Here is a 19,117-nt window from a genome sequence, read left to right as displayed (position 1 = left end):
CAAGTTATATAGTTTTTTTATAAAATTTATTGGATGTGAAATGAAAGCATGAACTTTTTAGATCACTTATTTTATAATCGCAGAGCCAATTGGACAGCTTTTTACCTGTTTGCGGGATTTGCTCTATTCTATGGTTTAATGAACGGCTCGTATGTTCTGTACATTGAAAATAATGCAGATATGCTTGGGACGTATACCCCATTTAATACGACGCTGTTCCCAATCAACTTATTCAACTTTGATCCCTCAATGTATTACGGCGACAACAGTTCTTCTGTTATTCATCCGCTGATTTCCTTTCTTGCAGTTACTCTTGCGGCTGTAGCGAAGCTGCTGGGAGGCAACTGGTTCTTTCTAATCCTGCAATCGTTGGTGAATGCGGGTTCGGTGGTGCTGGCGTATCTGTTTCTGAGTCAAAAAGAAGACAAGCCGACCATCGCACCGCTGCTTTTCGCTTTGTTGTTTGGTTTCAGTTCCTATTTAATGTATACCGCATTGATTCCGGACTCATATCCGTATGTACAGTTCGTTATCCTGTTCTCGGTGGTTTACATGCAGTATACTCGTGAGCGTCAGGACGTACGTTATTCACCCAATGCGTTACTTGCATCGATTAACTTCGGACTAACCTCGACGAATATCGTACCGTTTGCAGCTGCGACATTCATCAATATGCATGGATGGCGTAATAAGGCGAATTTGAAAAAGTACATTGGAATCATGGCACTGGCAGTTGTAATCATTGCCGTATTCACAGGCGTTCAGTATGTTGCATTCGGAGGTCGTAGCTGGGTTAGTAACTGGCTGTTGGGCATTCAAAATGGCGGGACCAGTTATGCAACACCATTCCAATTTGCAGTTCACTGGAAAGCATTAAACATGTTAACCATCAATCCGATGCTGACACCGAAGATGCATTTACTGGACCCAGGCATGGCAGCCTTTGTTACGGATCTGTCTCGATCCAATCCAATCTATGTGCAGATTACGGGGATCTTTATTTTGCTGCTGGCACTCATAGGCTTCATTAAGGGCATTCGTGAACGTGAAGTGTGGACCCTTGTGCCATATATTCTGTTTGCCTTTTTGCTTCATGTCGTCGTGGGTTTCGGTCTGGCTGTATTTCAATATGATATGTACCTGTATGCGGGACATTATCTGTTTGCGTTCTTCCTGTTGGGTGGGGGTTTCGTTATCGGCCTCCGTCGAGGATTGGGGAAAAAAGTAGTTATAGGTTTGATCATGTTATGTGTTATCGTTACGGCAAGTAACAACATCTATCGCCATGTAGAAACATTAACAACAATCAAGCAATCCTATGATCAGTTGGAACAGGAACGCTCAGTGAAATAATCAAAATGTATCGATTCATATAGGGAAACGAGATAAGGCCATAGGATGTAAAGTCCAATGGCCTTATCTCGTTTTGTATCTAGCACATGAGTTAAGCAATAATCTTGGTCTTCTTGGCATTCTCGGCTGAACGTTTGGTGAGACTGCTTAGTGGTCGTTTCAAAGCAAGGGCAATGATGAGGCTCAGCGCGATGAACATACATAACCACAGAATATCTTTGATGGCAGTAGACCACAAGATGCCGCCGACCGACTCACGCAGCAGGCTAATCGCATATGTGAAGGGCATGAACGGATTCAATGCTTGGAAAAAGGGTGATGTCATGCTGATCGGGAACGTACCGCCCGAGCTGGAGAACTGGAACACCATGAAGATAATGGCTATCCCTTTTCCGATATTCCCAAATACGGATAGCAGAGTGTACGTTATGGTGACAAATACGGCACTCACCAGCATGGCAAACAGGACAAACCACAGTTTATCTGCGACGTAAGTACCCAGGATTAAGATATCTCCCAGGGTGACGCATACCGCCTGAAGCAATCCAATGGTTAGAAAAGTAGCAAGACGTCCGAGATACAACTCGTATCCCCGGAACTTGCCATCCGGATTTTCGGCTTCAGCACGAAGCAGGGAGATCAGCAGCGTTGAACCGACCCACAAGGACAACACGCCATAAAATGGCGACATTGCCGATCCATAATTCGGAATCGGGTAAAGTTGCTGTTCTTTGATTTGCACGGGACTCGAAAGGAAAGCACTCTCTTCCTCAATGTCGCCGCGCAGAAGCTTGGCAAGTTCGGCAAACTGGTTATTACCTTCAACTTCCCTGAGCTTGTCCGCAGCCTTGCTGATGGCACTTTCCAATGCTGGCAGATCATCACGTACAAGCGCGGCAACACGATGAACTCCTTTTTCGACCTGCGGCAGCTGATTCTGTACAAAATCGGATGCCTTGCCTATCTGTTGCTCGGCATTAGGCAGATCATTACGAACAAAATCAGCGGCTTCGTTCAGTTTGCTTCCCAGCTTGGGCAGATCGGTCCGAATTAATGAAGACACTGTGTTTAAAGCTTGGATAAAACCTTCACTTTTGTTCGCGAGTGTCTCCGATATCTCATGGATCTTCAATTGTATTTGAGGCAATTCGCTCTGGATTTTCGTCAACTCGGTCTGCCCAAACATAATCCCTTCTTTGGCTGATGCAAGAATGTCAGCAATATCCGGAATACGATCCTTTGCCCCTTGTAGAGTATCTGCTGAAGTAGAGAGGATAGACCTGAGTTTATCCGCACCAGCTGCAAGTACAGGCGATATTTCACTTTCATAGGTGTTTAAGGTATTGCCAATCCCGCTGCTAATGTCCTTCGAGAGAGTATTTAACTGAGCGATGACATCTGCCGGTGGAGTTGTATTACGACGCATGGCATCACTGATGATGCTAGCCAAGCGGATTTGCAACTGAAGTTTATCTGAAACGGTGTTCAGTTGTGTAATTTTATCGGCAAGTGGTTGGCTTGGAAGCAAGTTGTCGATGTTGCCCAGTAGTTCTGCCATACTGTCGACGAGTTTTACCGCAATCCCTAAACGCGTAGCAATTCGCTCGAGATCTTCTGCGGTTGGCAGGTTGTTAAGATCCAAATTTTGCAATTGTGTAAATATGTCCCCTGCAGCGTTAGTAATCTGTTGCACTAGCAGTAGATTTTGGCGGATCGCTGGGCCAATCGCCTGAAACGCTTCTTCACTGGAATCCACAAATTGATTCAAGCCTTCGGCCAGCTCAATCCCGTTGCCAGCGATTTGTGATACTTTGTCCAAATCTTGCTCTGCGGCCGTGACGATAGACAGAGCTTTGTCGGTTTTATCCAGTGCCGTTTGGATGACACCTGATACCTGACCAAAGTTTTCATCCACTTCTTGAATGCGTTCCACAGCTTTTTGTATATCGGGAATCCGCCCCTGGATAGCCAGCACTTCGGAAGCCGCATCATTAATTTGTGGCAAATACTCCTGCACCTTGAGCACATATTGTGCCGCTTCATTGATTTCAGGCAGTTTCTTTTCGATTTCAACGATCTTTTGAGCATCTTTTACAATCTCAGGCATGGCTTTTTCTACTTCCAGAACCTTTTGACCAGCGGCTTGTATAGCCGGAAGATTCTTCTCCAGCGTGAAAATGCCATTCTCCATCTTGCGTAATGTTGGAAGCTGCGCATTAATTTCAACCCCGGCTTCCTTCAGCTTGGTTAGAACGGCCTCACTAACGGCTTCGGTGAAATTCTCATTGATTTGCGTTGTTATCGCAGATACACCGGAGCCTGTGATTTTTGGAGCAATGGCATTCACCTTTTCATTGACGGTATAGATTACTTCCGGTCGTTCCAGCTTCCAATCAACGATGCCTGTAATTTTGGATGAAAAGTCCCCCGGAATGAGCAGGCTTGCATAATACTCTCCAGTTTGCATACCCCGATTAGCCTCAGCCTGGTCCACAAAAGTCCAGCCCAGCTTTTCGTTTTGCTTCAGGCTCGACACCAATTCATCTCCGATATTAACGTTGGTTCCTTCAACAGTCGCACCCTTGTCCTCAGTTGTCACCGCAATTTTGATCCCTTGGGTATTACTGTATGGGTCCCAAACGGACTTCACGTTGACCCAGTCATATACTCCGGGTAGTAAAATTATTGCCACAATTAGAAATATACCTGTGGGAACCTTCAGAATATGCAACCAGTCTGTTTTGTAAACGTGCCAAATGTGACGCATGACTTCCTCCTAAATGTACATAAATGTAGGACGTATCTTATTTCTATGACTCATATTTGTGAATCGTATGTATATTGGCTTTATTCAAGCATCTAGGAATGGGTTCATGTTTATAAACTGTACCCATTTCACTTGGACCTAATGCAGAGCCTTCATATATTTCGTAAGAGGAAACGCACCGTTTGTTCTAAATGAAGGGATATATATCAACATTGAATATAGTCAGAGGGTTATTTTGGCTATATCGGATTTCTCATTTTTCTATGGATAAATATACAGAAATGTTGTATAATTATGAATAACCAATGAGATGTAATGTGCATGGATGTTTTTCGGCCTAACTGCTGATTCTAAGAAGAACGTAGCAGAGGATTTTCACCTGCGATGGTGAGGTGTTGACAGGGGGTTGTCTTTCTGTCATAATTCATGAAGACAAACGAACATATTGATTACAGAACCCTGTGAGGTCCTGCAATATGAACGACATGAATAGCACCTTTAAATCAGTCCCGTGAGACTGGCAAGGTAACGTGAACGATACATCGTTTTTTGCTGCGGCAATGAAGCGATGCATCCCCGAGAGTAAACTTTCTTCAGAGCGGTCTGAAGTTCGGAGACTCCTTGCCAATAAACACGGCAAGGAGTCTTTTTTGTTCTCCTCGTCACGGGGCCATGATCTGGAGGGAAATCCTGAGGAGGCTGAACGCATGAGCACAGAGACACATGTCATTATGGATGAGACGGCGATCCGCCGCGCATTAACACGGATTGCCCATGAGATATTGGAGAAAAACAAAGGAATCGACGATTGTGTGTTGGTGGGTATCCGTACACGCGGGGTCTACCTGGCAGAACGGATCGCAGCCAAGATTGAAGAAATCGAAGGCGCCAAAGTCCCCTGGGGAGAACTGGATGTGACTCCTTACCGCGATGACCGCTTGGATGAAAATAAAGCGAATCGCAAGGATATGTTGATTATGACACCTGAATCACTTTCGATTCATAACAAAAAAGTGATTTTGTTCGATGATGTGCTCTATACCGGACGTACGATTCGCGCAGCGATGGATGCCCTGATGGACTGTGGAAGACCGCAGAACATTCAGCTGGCTGTACTCGCAGACCGCGGACACCGGGAACTTCCGATTCGACCTGATTTTATCGGTAAGAATGTGCCGACTTCCAAATCAGAGGAGATCGAGGTTGCACTCATGGAAACGGACGGACAGGACGAAGTCAAAATCACTCAGAACCGGGGGGAGCAAGCATGATGATTACACAACCAGCATTGAGAGACCGGAGCTTGCTTGGATTGAAGGAACTTAGCCGAGGAGAGATCGAGTCGATTCTGAACAGAGCAGCTCACTGGGAAGCGCAGAAAGAGAAACTGGTTCCTGTACTGGAATCACGCTTCGTTGCGAACATGTTCTTCGAGAACAGCACACGTACCCGTTTTTCCTTCGAAATGGCAGAGAAACGCCTGGGCGCACAAGTGCTGAACTTTACGGCAGCCGCATCCAGTGTGGAAAAAGGAGAATCCATCTACGATACGGTGCGCACGCTTGAGTCGATGGGCATTGATGCAGGGGTGATCCGGTTGAAACCGGCAGGCGTTCTGCAGCAACTGGCTCAGAAAGTGACTGTTCCGCTCGTGAACGCCGGAGACGGCAACAATGAGCATCCTACACAGGCACTGCTGGACCTCTACACGATGCGAAAAGCATTTGGCGAACTGAAGGGCTTGCGTGTCTCCATCATAGGTGACATTCTGCATAGCCGCGTAGCGCGCTCCAACCTGTGGGCACTGCAAAAGTTTGGCGCAGATGTACGCTTCTGTGCACCGCAAACGATGCAGGCACCGGAACTCGCAGAGCATGCTCCTTATGTCGGTCTCGAAGAAGCGCTGGATGCAGATGTAGTCATGATGCTCCGTGTTCAACTGGAACGTCATCAACATGGCTTAATTACTTCAGCTGAGGATTATCGCGAACACTACGGATTGACGGAAGAACGGGCATCACGCCTAAAACCAAGCACCATTATCATGCACCCTGCTCCTGTGAATCGCAACGTCGAGGTAGATGACGCGGTTGTGGAGAGTGAAGCATCACGGATTTTCCCGCAGATGGCAAACGGCGTTCCAATCCGCATGGCGGTTATGGAACGTGCGATGAAACTGTAACAGGGTCTGGCTGTGGGTCATAGGCTGACGGTACGGTAGTTCTTATAGAGCAATAAGAGAGTACACGATAAAGAAAATCACCCGGCTTGCCTGGTAAGCCGGACAGAACCGAAGCGGAGGGCAATTATGCTACAGATTATAAAGAACGCGAACATCTTGAACCAACAAGGGGAACTTGAACGGAAAACCATCATTATAGATGAAGGTAAAATTAAAAAGATCGCTGGTCTGGAAGACCAAGCCGTATTGGATGCCGAAAAGTCAGCGCAAAGTGTGACAGACGCATCAGGCAAACTGGTCATTCCCGGATTGATCGATATGCACGTGCATCTGCGTGAACCTGGATTCGAACACAAAGAGACGATCGAGACAGGTGCTCGTTCAGCAGCACAAGGTGGTTTTACAACGATCGCTTGCATGCCGAACACGAGACCAGTAACAGACACAGCTGAAGTTGTGAAACTGGTATTGGATAAAGCCAAAGAAGCTGATCTGGTTAAAGTGTTGCCTTATGCAGCCATTACGAAAAACGAGCTGGGTCGTGAACTTACCGATTTTGCCGCATTAAAAGAAGCAGGCGCTATTGGATTCACGGATGACGGTGTAGGTGTACAAAACGCTCAAATGATGAAAGATGCCATGAGCCTCGCGGCAAGCATGGATATGCCAGTGATCGCACACTGTGAAGATGACTCACTGGTTGTCGGTGGATATGTGACGGAAGGCGAGTTTTCGAAGCGTCACGGCATCAAAGGGATTCCAAATGAATCCGAGGCCATCCACGTGGGCCGTGATATCCTGCTTGCAGAAGCAACGGGAGTTCATTACCATGTCTGCCACGTAAGTACAGAGCAGTCGGTTCGCTTGATTCGTCTTGCGAAGTCCATCGGCATTAAAGTAACTGCTGAGGTGTGTCCGCACCATCTGGTGTTGTCGGATGAAGATATCCCGGGCATGGACGCCAACTGGAAAATGAACCCACCGCTACGTTCACCACGTGATGTGCAAGCTTGTATCGAAGGTTTGCTGGACGGTACGCTGGACATGATCGTAACCGATCACGCGCCACACAGTGAAGAAGAGAAAGCCAAAGGCATGGAGCTGGCACCCTTCGGAATCGTTGGATTCGAAACAGCCTTCCCGCTGCTGTACACGAATTTTGTGGAAACAGGACTTTGGAGCTTGGACTTCCTGGTGAAACGTATGACTGCTGATCCGGCACGTGTATTCCGACTGGATACAGGCAAGCTTGAAGAGGGAGCACCAGCGGATATCACGATGATTGACCTGAACGAGGAAAAAGCAGTTGATCCTGCAACGTTCGCAACCAAAGGAAGAAACACACCATTCACAGGCTGGAAGCTGAAAGGCTGGGCCACACAAACATGGGTGGATGGCAAAAGCGTATGGCAAAACACGGTACAACAGTAAACGGTAATTTAGTAAATTGAAAAATTAGTACACCAGTAACATCTTTTCAACTAACTCGAGGCAAATCATGCCGAGAGTCTAACATACGAAACAAAGCAAAGTTGAATGTCATGATTTTGAACTTGGACACCAACGTAACTGCGGAGTGGGCAGAAAGAACCCGAAGAAGCAAAGCGTTCGCCTTTATCACCGAATTACTCCATTTGAAGAATGGGATCAAAGTAATCCGGGGATAACAGCGATCAAAGGGTTTTCTGCCCACGGAGCCGCACGAAGTTTCCAGAAAGTTCAACCCCAATGCATTCAACGTTGATAAACACAGAGGAGTGAAATGGGATGCAGGCACAGGCAAGATTATTGTTGGAAGACGGCACACTGTTCACCGGGAAAGCATTCGGTGCTGAAGGTGAAACGACAGGTGAGGTCGTTTTTAATACGGGAATTACAGGCTATCAAGAGGTGCTTTCGGATCCTTCCTATTGCGGTCAAATCGTAACCATGACGTATCCGCTGATCGGAAACTACGGCATTACGCGTGATGACTTTGAGTCGATTCGTCCATACGTGCACGGTTTCGTCGTGCGTCGCCATGAGCCAACGCCAAGCAACTGGCGTGCGGAATACAGCGTAGACAATCTGCTCAAGGAATACGGTATCGTAGGAATCAGCGAAATTGATACACGCATGTTGACTCGCCGGATTCGTCACCACGGCACAATGAAGGGAATTCTCACAACAGGATCGAAGCCTGTGGAAGAACTGCTGGAGATGATGGGAGACACCACCATCGCCGAGCTGCGTAACCAGGTGCCTATGACTTCTACGGAGCATGTCTACAACAGCCCGGGAACGGCTGAACGTATTGTACTCGTAGATTACGGTGCGAAAACAGGAATCTTGCGTGAACTCAGCAAACGTAACTGTGACGTTGTCGTTGTTCCGCATGATGTAACAGCAGACGAGATTCGTCGCCTGAACCCGGACGGCATTCAACTGTCCAACGGCCCTGGGGACCCGAAAGACGTACCTCACGCAGTTAACATGATCAGTGAACTGCTTGGCGAATACCCGATCTTCGGCATCTGCCTGGGTCACCAGTTGTTCGCACTTGCAGCAGGAGCAGACACCGAAAAACTTAAGTTTGGACATCGCGGAGGAAACCACCCGGTGAAAGAACTGGAGAGCGGACGTTGCTTCATCACATCCCAGAACCATGGATTTACCGTAAACGAAGAGTCTGTGAAGAGTACAGACCTGGAAGTTACACATATCAACAATAACGATAAGACCATTGAAGGTCTGAAACATAAATCATTCCCGGCATTCTCGGTTCAATATCACCCTGAAGCAGCTCCGGGTCCTTACGACAACAGCTATCTGTTCGACCGCTTCATCGAGATGATTCGCGAGCACAAAATCACTAACCCGCAAAAGCCGCGTCAAGCCGTACTGGCAGCCGCAGTGAAAGGAGCACAATAACATGCCGATTAACAAAGATCTCAAAAAAATCCTGGTGATTGGTTCCGGTCCAATCGTCATCGGTCAAGCGGCCGAGTTCGACTATGCTGGTACACAAGCTTGCCAGGCACTGAAAGAAGAAGGCGTGGAAGTTGTACTTATCAACAGCAACCCGGCGACCATTATGACGGATACGAACATGGCTGACAAAGTCTACATCGAACCAATCACTCTGGAGTTTGTAACGCAAATCATTCGTCAAGAGCGTCCAGATGGCTTGTTGCCAACACTGGGTGGTCAAACAGGTCTGAACATGGCTGTAGAACTGGCTCGTGCAGGCGTGCTGGAACGTGAAAATGTGAAATTGCTCGGAACGCAACTGACATCCATCGAGAAAGCGGAAGATCGGGATCTGTTCCGTGACCTCATGCGTGAATTGGAACAACCTGTACCTGAGAGTGTAATCGTAACGACACTTGAAGAGTCACTTGAATTTGCGAATGAGATTGGTTATCCAATCATCGTGCGTCCAGCCTATACACTGGGCGGAACTGGCGGCGGAATCTGTGCGAATGAAGAAGAGTTGCGCGAGACGGTGGCAGCGGGAATTCGTTACAGCCCGATTGGGCAATGTCTGGTCGAGAAGAGCATTGCAGGCATGAAAGAAGTCGAGTATGAAGTGATGCGGGACAAAAACGATAACTGTATCGTTGTCTGCAACATGGAAAACTTTGACCCAGTAGGTGTTCATACAGGCGACAGTATCGTCGTAGCACCAAGCCAAACATTGTCGGACCGTGAATATCAAATGCTGCGTTCAGCTTCCCTGAAAATCATCCGTGCCCTGAACATCGAGGGTGGATGTAACGTACAGTTTGCACTGGACCCACACAGCTTCCAATACTATGTTATCGAAGTAAATCCACGGGTAAGCCGTTCATCGGCCCTGGCTTCCAAAGCAACGGGTTATCCGATTGCGAAAATGGCTGCCAAAATTGCTATGGGTTACACGTTGGATGAAATCGTGAACCCGGTAACAGGCCAAACGTATGCTTGCTTCGAGCCTACGCTGGATTATATCGTGAGCAAAATCCCACGGTGGCCGTTCGACAAGTTCATCTCGGCGAACCGTAAACTGGGAACTCAGATGAAAGCAACAGGCGAAGTGATGGCGATTGGCCGGACATTCGAAGAGTCGATTCACAAAGCAGTTCGTTCTCTGGAAATTGGCGTACACCGCCTTTACCTGAAGGATGCAGAAACGCTGGATGAAGCTACTTTGAATGAACGTCTGATCAAAGCGGATGATGAGCGTATCTTCCTGATTGCCGAAGCATTCCGCAGAGGTTATACGTTGCAACAACTACAGGATCTGACCAAGATTGACTGGTGGTTCCTGGACAAAATCGAAGGTCTGATCGCATTCGAAGATCGCATTCGCGAAGAATCCGAATTGTCTTCCGACATTCTGTATCAAGCAAAACGCCTTGGATTCACGGACCGCGCCATTGCTGAACTGCGTGCGCAAGGTCAACCTGGAGGCACATTAACAACTGAAGCGGAAGTTAGAACTCGTCGGGAAGCAGAGAACCTGCGCCCAGTGTACAAAATGGTAGATACATGTGCAGCTGAGTTCGAAGCAACAACGCCATATTACTACTCAACTTACGAGACAGAGAATGAAGTTATCCCTTCAGACAAGAAAAAAGTTGTGGTGCTGGGTTCAGGACCAATCCGGATCGGTCAAGGGATCGAGTTCGACTACTCTACCGTACACGCAGTATGGGCATTGCAAAAAGCAGGATATGAAGCAGTCATTATCAATAATAACCCGGAGACGGTGTCTACGGACTTTAATACATCGGATCGCCTGTACTTTGAACCGCTCTTCTTCGAAGATGTCATGAACGTGATTGAACAGGAGAAACCAGTAGGGGTTATCGTACAATTCGGTGGTCAAACGGCCATCAACCTGGCAGCACCACTGCGTAATGCAGGTGTAACCATTCTCGGAACGGATCTGGAAAGCATCGATGAGGCGGAGGACCGCAAGAAGTTCGAGCGTCTGCTCTCCCGTCTGGAGATTGCACAGCCAAAAGGTAAAACGGTCATTTCCGTTGATGATGCGGTAGAAACAGCTCAAAGTCTGGGCTACCCGGTACTGGTTCGTCCTTCCTATGTACTCGGCGGTCGTGCGATGGAGATTGTATACTCCGATGCTGAATTGCTGACATACATGGAACAGGCGGTTAAAATCAATCCGGAGCATCCGGTCCTGATCGACCGTTACATGATGGGTAAAGAAGTTGAGGTTGACGCCATCTGTGATGGTGAAACGGTATTGATTCCGGGAATTATGGAGCATATCGAGCGTGCAGGGGTTCACTCGGGTGACTCCATCGCGGTATATCCTCCTCAACACCTGTCCCAGGATTTGAAAGAGAAAATTGTAGAGATTACAATCAAAATTGCGAAAGAACTGAAAACGGTTGGTCTGGTCAACATCCAGTTTGTTATCCATGATGGCCAAGTTTACATTATCGAGGTGAACCCGCGTTCATCCCGTACCGTACCATTCCTGAGCAAAGTAACCAACATTCCGATGGCGAACTTGGCAACACAAGCCATTCTGGGTGTGAAACTGAAAGATCTTGGTTATGTTGACGGGCTGTGGCCTGAATCGGATCATGTATCTGTTAAAGTTCCGGTCTTCTCCTTCGCGAAGCTGCGTCGTGTAGAACCAACCCTCGGACCTGAGATGAAGTCTACAGGTGAGGTTATGGGCCGTGATCCGAATTACGCTAAAGCGTTGTTTAAAGGTCTCATCGGTGCAGGAATGAAAATTCCGGCAACCGGAGCGATCGTGGTAACTGTAGCAGACAAAGACAAAGACGAAGCGGTTCCTTTGCTCGAAGGTTTCTACAGACTGGGTTACAAAATCATGGCTACCGGCGGAACAGCAGCTGCGCTAGAAGCGGCGAACATTCCGGTAACGACTGTGAACAAATTAAGTGAAGGTTCGCCGAACATTCTGGATATGATTCGCAGCGGCGAAGCGAACTTTGTCTTCAACACACTCACCAAAGGCAAAACACCGCAACGTGACGGATTCCGAATTCGTCGTGAAGCGGTAGAGAACGGCATTGTATGTATGACTTCACTGGATACGATTCGTGCGCTGCTGATCATGCTGCAAACGATCAACTTCTCTTCGGAAGCAATGCCTGTCTTTGTAAAATAAATAAGTCTCTGATGAAGGACATCAGTCAGCCTGCGGGCTGGCGGGATGTCCTTTATAACGGACAAAAACGGAAAAAATGAGCAAGTGGAGGGGAGCGCTGGTGATGAATGACACGAATTTCAATGAAATGGCTGGCCGTCTGATGGTGGCACTCGATTATCCTGGAGCGGAAGAAGCGAAAGCATTGGTACAAGCTCTTGAAGGCATTCCCTGTTATCTCAAGGTGGGTATGCAGCTGTTCTACGCAGCAGGACCGGACTTTATTCGGGAGCTGAAATCCAAAGGGTACTCCGTTTTTCTGGATGTGAAAATGCATGACATTCCCAACACCGTTCGTGGCGGAGCTGAGAGTATCACACGTCTTGGCGTAGACATGTTTAATGTACATGCAGCGGGTGGAGCTCTCATGATGCGTGCTGCACGTGAAGGTGCTGAGGCAGCAATCGCTGCCGATCCTTCCCTTAGCAAGCCCGAGATCATTGCAGTCACCCAACTGACCAGTACAAGTCTGGAAACGATGAATACCGAGATTGGCATTCCGGGAAGTGTGGAAGCTGCAGTGGTTCGTTATGCTGGACTGGCCCAAGAGGCCGGACTGGATGGGGTTGTTGCTTCTCCACTGGAAGTGCCCGCAATTCGGGCAGCGTGCGGCAGTGCTTTTCACACCGTTACACCGGGAATTCGTCCAGCGGGTAGTGGTCTGGGAGATCAGACACGTGTCTTGACGCCGGGTGAAGCCATCGCCAGAGGCAGTCATTACATTGTTGTAGGCAGACCCATTACAGGCGCTCCCAATCCGCGAGAAGCGGCAGAAACCATTTTGAAGGAGATGTTGAACGCATGATCGAACTGAATGAGATTCCAAATCATATTGCTTCCCAACTTTTGAAAATCAAAGCCGTGGCGTTGCGTCCGCAGCAGCCATTTACATGGACATCCGGTATCAAATCACCGATATACTGTGATAACCGCTTAACGATGTCCTATCCAGAGATTCGCAACGATATCGCTGAAGCCTTTGCAACGATTATTCGGAACCAATACCCGGATGCAGAAGTCATCGCAGGTACGGCAACCGCAGGTATCCCGCATGCCGCTTGGGTGGCTCAGAAACTGAATCTGCCGATGGCCTACATTCGTGATAAAGCGAAAGGACACGGCAAGGAGAACCTGATCGAAGGTCTGATTACTGAGGGCCAGAAAGTGGTTGTCATCGAAGATCTGATCTCTACAGGTGGAAGCTCAATCAAAGCAGCCGAAGCCGTACGCGTAGCAGGTGCAACACCTCTCGCCGTGCTTGCGATCTTCAGCTACCAGTTGGATAAAGGCGTTAAAGCATTCGAAGCCGCAGGAATTCCACTTCAGACGCTGTCCAATTACACGGCTCTGATGGATGTGGCTTTGGCTCAGGGAACGATTCAGGAGATTGATTTCGAATTGCTTAAATCCTGGCGTGAAGATCCTTCTTCATTTGGTAAATAATATCATTGATACCCCAAAAAAATGTTCAGGAATGAACGGTATCAAAATTGTAATGATTGCCGTCATAGCGGCAAAACCATCGAATATACAAGAGGCATCCCACACTATGGGGTGCTTTTTTCGTTTGTTCATCAAAATATTAACTTTTTCCCTCCTACCGTTGTAAAAAGCTTGTAACTTTTAGTTGTGATCGGTCGTTTATAATTCAGTGTAGGATGGAACAGATTTCTAATTTTAGGTTTTTTGAAGAAATGAACGGGATTTCAAGAAAGGATGAGCGTGATTGCTGGCATGAAGAATTTATTTCTCAGAAAAAGACCTGCCAAGAGCCAGTCAGGCGATGAACATCAACAGGGGGAAACACCGCTGGAGGTATCGACGGAATCGGGAGAAAATACATACAACAATGAGCACGTTCCCCCGACGAGTGAACCTCCGTTACCTGAAAGTGAAATCGCTTCGGATGAAGTGGCTGCAGCTGCTGTCACTACCGTTGAACCCCAGAAGAAGATCAAACCGAAGAAGGATATGCTGCCTCCATATGATGGACCTGTACTGGAGGTGCGTAACGTACATCGCAGTTTCCAGACAGGCAGTCGCATCATCCATGTGCTCAAAGGCATTGATATGGAAGTGAACCCGCAACAACTGGTCATGCTGAAGGGGCGATCAGGCTCAGGCAAAACAACGTTGCTGAATATGCTGGGTGGACTGGATCAGCCTTCTAGCGGAGATATTCTATTCTCCGGCCAGCCTCTTCAGGATTGGGGAGACCGACGGCGGACCGCTTTGCGGCGCAAGGAGATCGGTTTTATTTTTCAGGCGTATGCACTCATGCCCTTATTATCTGCTTGGGAAAATGTAGAACTGTCGCTGCGCATGGCGGATGTACCGCGAGCGGAATGGAAGGACAGGGTTGGTCATTGTCTGGATCTGGTTGGATTATCCAAACGGGTGAAGCACCGTCCTTTCGAGATGTCCGGGGGAGAGCAGCAACGTGTGGCTATAGCCAAGGCGATTGCCCATAGACCCCGATTGTTGCTTGCGGATGAACCTACGGCGGAACTGGATTCCAAGATGGGCGCACAGGTCATGGCCGTATTCCGCAATATTATTGAAGTAGAACAAGTAACGATATGTATGACTACACACGATCCTACAATTTTGGAGGTTGCGGACCATGTTTATGAAATGGCGGACGGCAGATTTATCAAGTAAAGGGGCCGCTCCGAAGAGGGGGAAACGCGCAGCAGTTATTGTACTTGGTGCGATAATGGTTGCAACGATGTCCGGCTGCTCATTGCTGCCGTCAGAAACAGAGGAAGAAGTGCTTCCGCCAATTACGCCGCCAACGATCTCCAAGAAACCGGAATATGAAGTTCGGACGGAAACGTTGGAGAAAAAAGTAAGTGGCAGCGGCAAGATGATGAGTCAGCGGGAAGAGAAGGTGTACTTCACGCTCGATGGCATGCATGTCAAAGAGTTGAATGTTAAACCGGGGGATAAAGTGAAAAAGGGTCAACTTCTCGCCGTGCTCGATGTGGAGAGTGTAGAGAAGGAGATCCGTGGCAAGAAACTGCAGATTCGCAAATCCGAAGTTCAAATGAAGGAAACACTTCGCAAGAAGGATGAGATGGACCCGGTAGAGTTCGAAGAAGCAACGATTGCGTTTGAAGAACTACGCCAGGAACTCGCTGATCTGGAGGAACAACTGGGCAAAGCCACGTTGACTGCTCCATTTGGAGGCACTGTTATTGCTGTGCAGGTAGAGAAGGGCGCAGCCGTGAAAGCGTATGATCCGATTGCTACAATTGCGGATACATCGAATCTGGTTGTGGCAGCTACCTTTGCCAAGGAAGATCTGGAGAAGTTCTCAGCGGGTATGAAGGCAGAAGTAGACATTAATGGAGCGGGTAAAGTCGCTGGCAAAATTAAAGTCATGCCTATCGCTGAAGCATCGGGAAGCGGCAGTGGTGGAGGATCGGGAGAAGGAGCAACACCTCCGGTCAAAGAATCGTTGGATCAATATGTAATTGTTACACTTGCAAAAATGCCAAAAGGCGTGGAACGTGGCACACCTCTATCAGTCTCCATCGTAACGCAGCGTACCGAGAACGCGATTGTGATTCCTGTATCCGCTTTACGCTCCATCGGTTCAAGAACGTACGTGCAAGTCGTCGAGAGTGATGGCAGCAAGCGTGAAGTGGACGTTGAGGTTGGCCAGCAGACGTCGACGGATGTCGAGATTCTGAAAGGTCTGACCGTAGGCCAGAAAGTAGTGGGACGCTAATGGGGCTGCCATTGCTTCGGTTGCTGTTCCGCAAAATGTGGAACACGCGCTGGATGACCTTCAGCACACTGATCGGATTGATTGTGGCGGTTGCGTTCACCGTCAGTATTCCAATGTATGCCGATGGTGCGCTGAAACGGGTCGTCGCGCAGACGCTACAGGATAACAGTGAGGGATTGCCAGCGGGTTCGTTGCTGATGAGTTATCAGGCACCTGGTGGTGTGAAAACAGACACAAGGGGTCTGGACGAAGTAGATCGTTATATTCGTGAGGATGTCCCTCGCGACATCGGGTTTCCTTTCCATACGTATGTGAATTCCAGATCCATTCGCAGCACAGAGGTGAGCCCCGAAGATCCAACGAAAGTGGACGCCAGCCGGGTGCGCAGTATGAGTATGGGCACGATGAGTGGACTGGATGCACAGGTGAATTACTCTGCCGGAGTGAAACCTGGCAATCAGGTCAAGGACGATATTATCGAGGCAGTTATGCTGGAAGAAGGTATGTACCGTAACGATCTGCATATCGGCGATATTCTGGAATATCCGGTGTATAGCGGCCTTGATATCACGTTACGTGTGAAGATTACGGGTTCCTTCAAGGCAGATGATCCGAACAGTCCTTATTGGGTGCAGGGGTTTGACGGCATGATGAATGGACTTTATGTGGATGAATCGGTTTTTAATGATGTTTTACTGAAGGAAAAAGGCATTCCACTTCAGAATTCACGCTGGTATTATGCCTTTGATCTGAAAGAAATTCAAACGAGCCAGTTGTCGGGTCTGACTTCCATGCTGGAAAGGCTGGATATCGATCTGTATCAGCGGCTGAAAGATACGAAAGTAGACATTACCTTCGGTGATCTGCTCAAGCAGTTCCGTAGTCAAAGTCTGCAATTGCAGACCATGCTGTTTACTTTGGCAGCACCGATGATTGCGATGGTCTTTTATTTTATTGCGATGAACGCCAAACAGTCATTACAGAAGCAAGAGAGTGATATTGCGGTATTGCGTAGCCGTGGAGCTTCAGCTCGGCAGATCTTCTCTCTCTACCTGCTTGAAGGCATATTCCTGGGCGTTATTGCGTTGATTATTGGACCGTTTCTCGGTTGGTTTATGGCCAAGAGTATCGGCTCAGCAAGCGGTTTCCTGTCATTCGTAGACCGGAAGTCCATTCCGATCGGTATATCGAAAGAAGCTATTTTGCTGGGCGTAGCAGCGGTCCTTGTTGCCATCATCGCATCACTTATTCCTGCGATAACCTATGCACGGGCAACCATTGTATCAGCCAAGCGGCGACAAGCGCGTACAGACCGCGCTCCAGTATGGCAACGCTGGTTCCTGGATGTTGTGTTGCTGGGTCTGGCCGGCTATGGATACTACCTGTTCTATGAACGTCAGATGTTAACCTTCCAGACCGGTATGACAACCGATCAGCTGCAGGTACAGCCGTTTCTGTTCTTTGTACCCGCACTCGCGATCTTTGCGTTAGGATTATTCTTCCTGCGCTTGTTCCCGTGGATATTGAAGCTTATTCAGCTAATCGGTCGCAAGTTTCTCCCAGTCCCGTTGTACCTGACATTAACACAGCTATCGCGTTCATCGTCTTCCTATTATCCATTGATGATCCTGCTGGTATTAACACTGGGACTTGGGGTGTACAACTCGGCTGCGGCCCGGACGATTGATCTGAATTCCACCGAGCGTACACTGTACCGTTATGGTTCTGATGTGATCATGCAGACCGTATGGGAAGGAACGCCTGAGATTAAGCCGGGTTCCGGACAGAATGGCGGTTCAGGTGGAGGTCAACAAGGGGGAGGCGGCGGTTCTGGTGGTGGAGGCGCTCCCGGCGGAGGAAATGGCGGTGGAGGTGCTCCAGGTGGAGGCGGTGGATCTTCTCAGCCATCGAAAGTCATATACTCTGAACCTCCATTCGAAGTATTCCGCAGATTAGATGGTGTTGAACATGCAGCAAGAGTGCTGCAGACCAAGGGCAATATTATCGTCTCTGGTAAATCGGGTGGACAGGGAATGCTGGTCGGAATTGATAATGTGGACTTTGCTCAAGTGGCTTGGTTCCGCAACGATCTGTTCCCGGCACATCCCTACAAGTACCTTGACTTGCTTGGTAAATACGAAGGGGCTGTATTGATTTCTTCCAAATTTGCTGACAAATTTAAGTTAAAAACCGGAGATCTTGTCTCCATGGGTGTACAGGGGCAGGCGATTGAATTCGTCGTGTTCGGGATCATTCCTTACTGGCCAGCCCAGTATCCAGATCAGATGCCATTCTTCGTGGCGAATCTGGATTATATCTATGATCAGGTGCCTCTGATTCCTTATGAGGTGTGGCTGAAAATGGAACCGGATGCCAAAGTGGCTCCACTAATGGAGAAACTCGCAGCAGAAGGCATTGAGTTATCATCTGTACGTGACGTACGCACCGAATTGGTATCTCAGGCTAAACATCCGTCACGAGGTGGCGTATTCGGGATTCTAAGCCTTGGGTTCCTGGTATCGGTTATTATCTCATTGATCGGATACGTGCTGTACTGGTTCTTTAACCTGTCCGGACGTGTTGTACAGTTTGGTGTACTACGGGCCATGGGCTTATCCCGGGCACAACTGAGCGGCATGCTACTGCTGGAACAGGTGTTCACAGCGGGACTGTCGATCTTGCTAGGTATTGGGATTGGTCAGGTATCCAGTCGTTTATTCCTGCCATTCCTGCAAACGACGGATAATGTATCTGCTCAGGTACCTCCGTTCCGGATTGTGTTTGAGCAGCAGGATATGTTGCAACTCTACGGGGTCACCGTAGTGATGCTGGTGATTGGTGCAACGATGTTGCTCTGGCAGATTCGCAGACTGCGGGTTCACCAGGCGGTCAAAATGGGAGAGGAGAGGTAAA

At 48.4% G+C, this 19,117-nt stretch carries 12 protein-coding genes; 11 read left to right on the top strand and 1 reads right to left on the bottom strand.

Annotated features, from left to right (window positions below):
* Window positions 1–48 precede the first annotated feature (48 nt).
* The gene (locus tag MHI06_RS20280; RefSeq protein WP_340398906.1) at window positions 49–1,353 is read left to right on the top strand and encodes a DUF6080 domain-containing protein; all 1,305 of its coding nucleotides are present in this window, start codon (window positions 49–51) and stop codon (window positions 1,351–1,353) included.
* A 91-nt stretch (window positions 1,354–1,444) separates the two neighbouring features.
* Here MHI06_RS20280 and MHI06_RS20275 read toward each other — a convergent pair whose 3' ends face one another.
* The gene (locus MHI06_RS20275) at window positions 1,445–4,120 is read right to left on the bottom strand and encodes a YhgE/Pip domain-containing protein (RefSeq protein WP_340398905.1); all 2,676 of its coding nucleotides are present in this window, start codon (window positions 4,118–4,120) and stop codon (window positions 1,445–1,447) included.
* Between the two features lie 707 nt (window positions 4,121–4,827).
* On the opposite strand from MHI06_RS20275, the gene pyrR reads away from it, so the two are divergent.
* From pyrR to MHI06_RS20225, 10 genes are all read left to right on the top strand, one after another.
* Window positions 4,828–5,391 carry a bifunctional pyr operon transcriptional regulator/uracil phosphoribosyltransferase PyrR gene (pyrR, locus tag MHI06_RS20270; protein WP_340398904.1) on the top strand — a complete coding sequence of 188 codons (564 nt, stop codon included), beginning with the start codon at window positions 4,828–4,830 and terminating at the stop codon, window positions 5,389–5,391.
* Window positions 5,391–6,302, top strand: coding sequence for an aspartate carbamoyltransferase catalytic subunit (locus MHI06_RS20265; RefSeq protein WP_264928847.1), 912 nt, complete (start codon window positions 5,391–5,393; stop codon window positions 6,300–6,302). Before pyrR ends, MHI06_RS20265 begins: the two co-directional genes overlap by 1 nt.
* A gap of 126 nt (window positions 6,303–6,428) precedes the next feature.
* Window positions 6,429–7,733: a dihydroorotase gene (locus MHI06_RS20260; protein WP_340398903.1), complete on the top strand. Its 1,305-nt coding sequence runs from the start codon at window positions 6,429–6,431 to the stop codon at window positions 7,731–7,733.
* 336 nt (window positions 7,734–8,069) lie between these two features.
* Window positions 8,070–9,212 carry a glutamine-hydrolyzing carbamoyl-phosphate synthase small subunit gene (gene carA, locus MHI06_RS20255; protein ID WP_047843735.1) on the top strand — a complete coding sequence of 381 codons (1,143 nt, stop codon included), beginning with the start codon at window positions 8,070–8,072 and terminating at the stop codon, window positions 9,210–9,212.
* A gap of 1 nt (window position 9,213) precedes the next feature.
* Entirely contained in the window at window positions 9,214–12,432 is a 3,219-nt protein-coding gene (carB, locus tag MHI06_RS20250) for a carbamoyl-phosphate synthase large subunit (RefSeq protein WP_169481597.1), read from the top strand.
* Window positions 12,433–12,535: 103 nt separating this feature from the next.
* On the top strand, window positions 12,536–13,276 hold the full coding sequence (pyrF, locus tag MHI06_RS20245; protein WP_340398902.1) for an orotidine-5'-phosphate decarboxylase: 741 nt from the start codon (window positions 12,536–12,538) through the stop codon (window positions 13,274–13,276).
* Window positions 13,273–13,914 carry an orotate phosphoribosyltransferase gene (gene pyrE, locus MHI06_RS20240; protein WP_340398901.1) on the top strand — a complete coding sequence of 214 codons (642 nt, stop codon included), beginning with the start codon at window positions 13,273–13,275 and terminating at the stop codon, window positions 13,912–13,914. The genes pyrF and pyrE overlap by 4 nt, the downstream gene beginning before the upstream one ends.
* 273 nt (window positions 13,915–14,187) lie before the next feature.
* The gene (locus MHI06_RS20235) at window positions 14,188–15,132 is read left to right on the top strand and encodes an ABC transporter ATP-binding protein (protein ID WP_340398900.1); all 945 of its coding nucleotides are present in this window, start codon (window positions 14,188–14,190) and stop codon (window positions 15,130–15,132) included.
* Window positions 15,095–16,204, top strand: coding sequence for an efflux RND transporter periplasmic adaptor subunit (locus tag MHI06_RS20230; RefSeq protein ID WP_340398899.1), 1,110 nt, complete (start codon window positions 15,095–15,097; stop codon window positions 16,202–16,204). The genes MHI06_RS20235 and MHI06_RS20230 overlap by 38 nt, the downstream gene beginning before the upstream one ends.
* Window positions 16,204–19,116, top strand: coding sequence for an FtsX-like permease family protein (locus MHI06_RS20225; protein ID WP_340398898.1), 2,913 nt, complete (start codon window positions 16,204–16,206; stop codon window positions 19,114–19,116). Before MHI06_RS20230 ends, MHI06_RS20225 begins: the two co-directional genes overlap by 1 nt.
* The last annotated feature ends 1 nt before the right edge of the window (window position 19,117 follow it).

This window comes from Paenibacillus sp. FSL H8-0079, from assembly GCF_037991315.1.
Taxonomy (GTDB): domain Bacteria; phylum Bacillota; class Bacilli; order Paenibacillales; family Paenibacillaceae; genus Paenibacillus.
The sequence above is the reverse complement of the archived record's forward strand: the minus strand, read 5'-3'. Positions and strand labels throughout refer to the sequence as shown.

Coding starts and splice junctions, on each gene's coding strand:
- MHI06_RS20280 (WP_340398906.1), top strand. CDS start 49: ATGAACTTTTTAGATCACTTATTTTATAATCGCAGAGCCAATTGGACA.
- MHI06_RS20265 (WP_264928847.1), top strand. CDS start 5,391: ATGATTACACAACCAGCATTGAGAGACCGGAGCTTGCTTGGATTGAAG.
- MHI06_RS20230 (WP_340398899.1), top strand. CDS start 15,095: ATGTTTATGAAATGGCGGACGGCAGATTTATCAAGTAAAGGGGCCGCT.
- pyrE (WP_340398901.1), top strand. CDS start 13,273: ATGATCGAACTGAATGAGATTCCAAATCATATTGCTTCCCAACTTTTG.
- carB (WP_169481597.1), top strand. CDS start 9,214: ATGCCGATTAACAAAGATCTCAAAAAAATCCTGGTGATTGGTTCCGGT.
- pyrR (WP_340398904.1), top strand. CDS start 4,828: ATGAGCACAGAGACACATGTCATTATGGATGAGACGGCGATCCGCCGC.
- MHI06_RS20235 (WP_340398900.1), top strand. CDS start 14,188: ATGAGCGTGATTGCTGGCATGAAGAATTTATTTCTCAGAAAAAGACCT.
- carA (WP_047843735.1), top strand. CDS start 8,070: ATGCAGGCACAGGCAAGATTATTGTTGGAAGACGGCACACTGTTCACC.
- pyrF (WP_340398902.1), top strand. CDS start 12,536: ATGAATGACACGAATTTCAATGAAATGGCTGGCCGTCTGATGGTGGCA.
- MHI06_RS20225 (WP_340398898.1), top strand. CDS start 16,204: ATGGGGCTGCCATTGCTTCGGTTGCTGTTCCGCAAAATGTGGAACACG.
- MHI06_RS20260 (WP_340398903.1), top strand. CDS start 6,429: ATGCTACAGATTATAAAGAACGCGAACATCTTGAACCAACAAGGGGAA.
- MHI06_RS20275 (WP_340398905.1), bottom strand. CDS start 4,120: ATGCGTCACATTTGGCACGTTTACAAAACAGACTGGTTGCATATTCTG.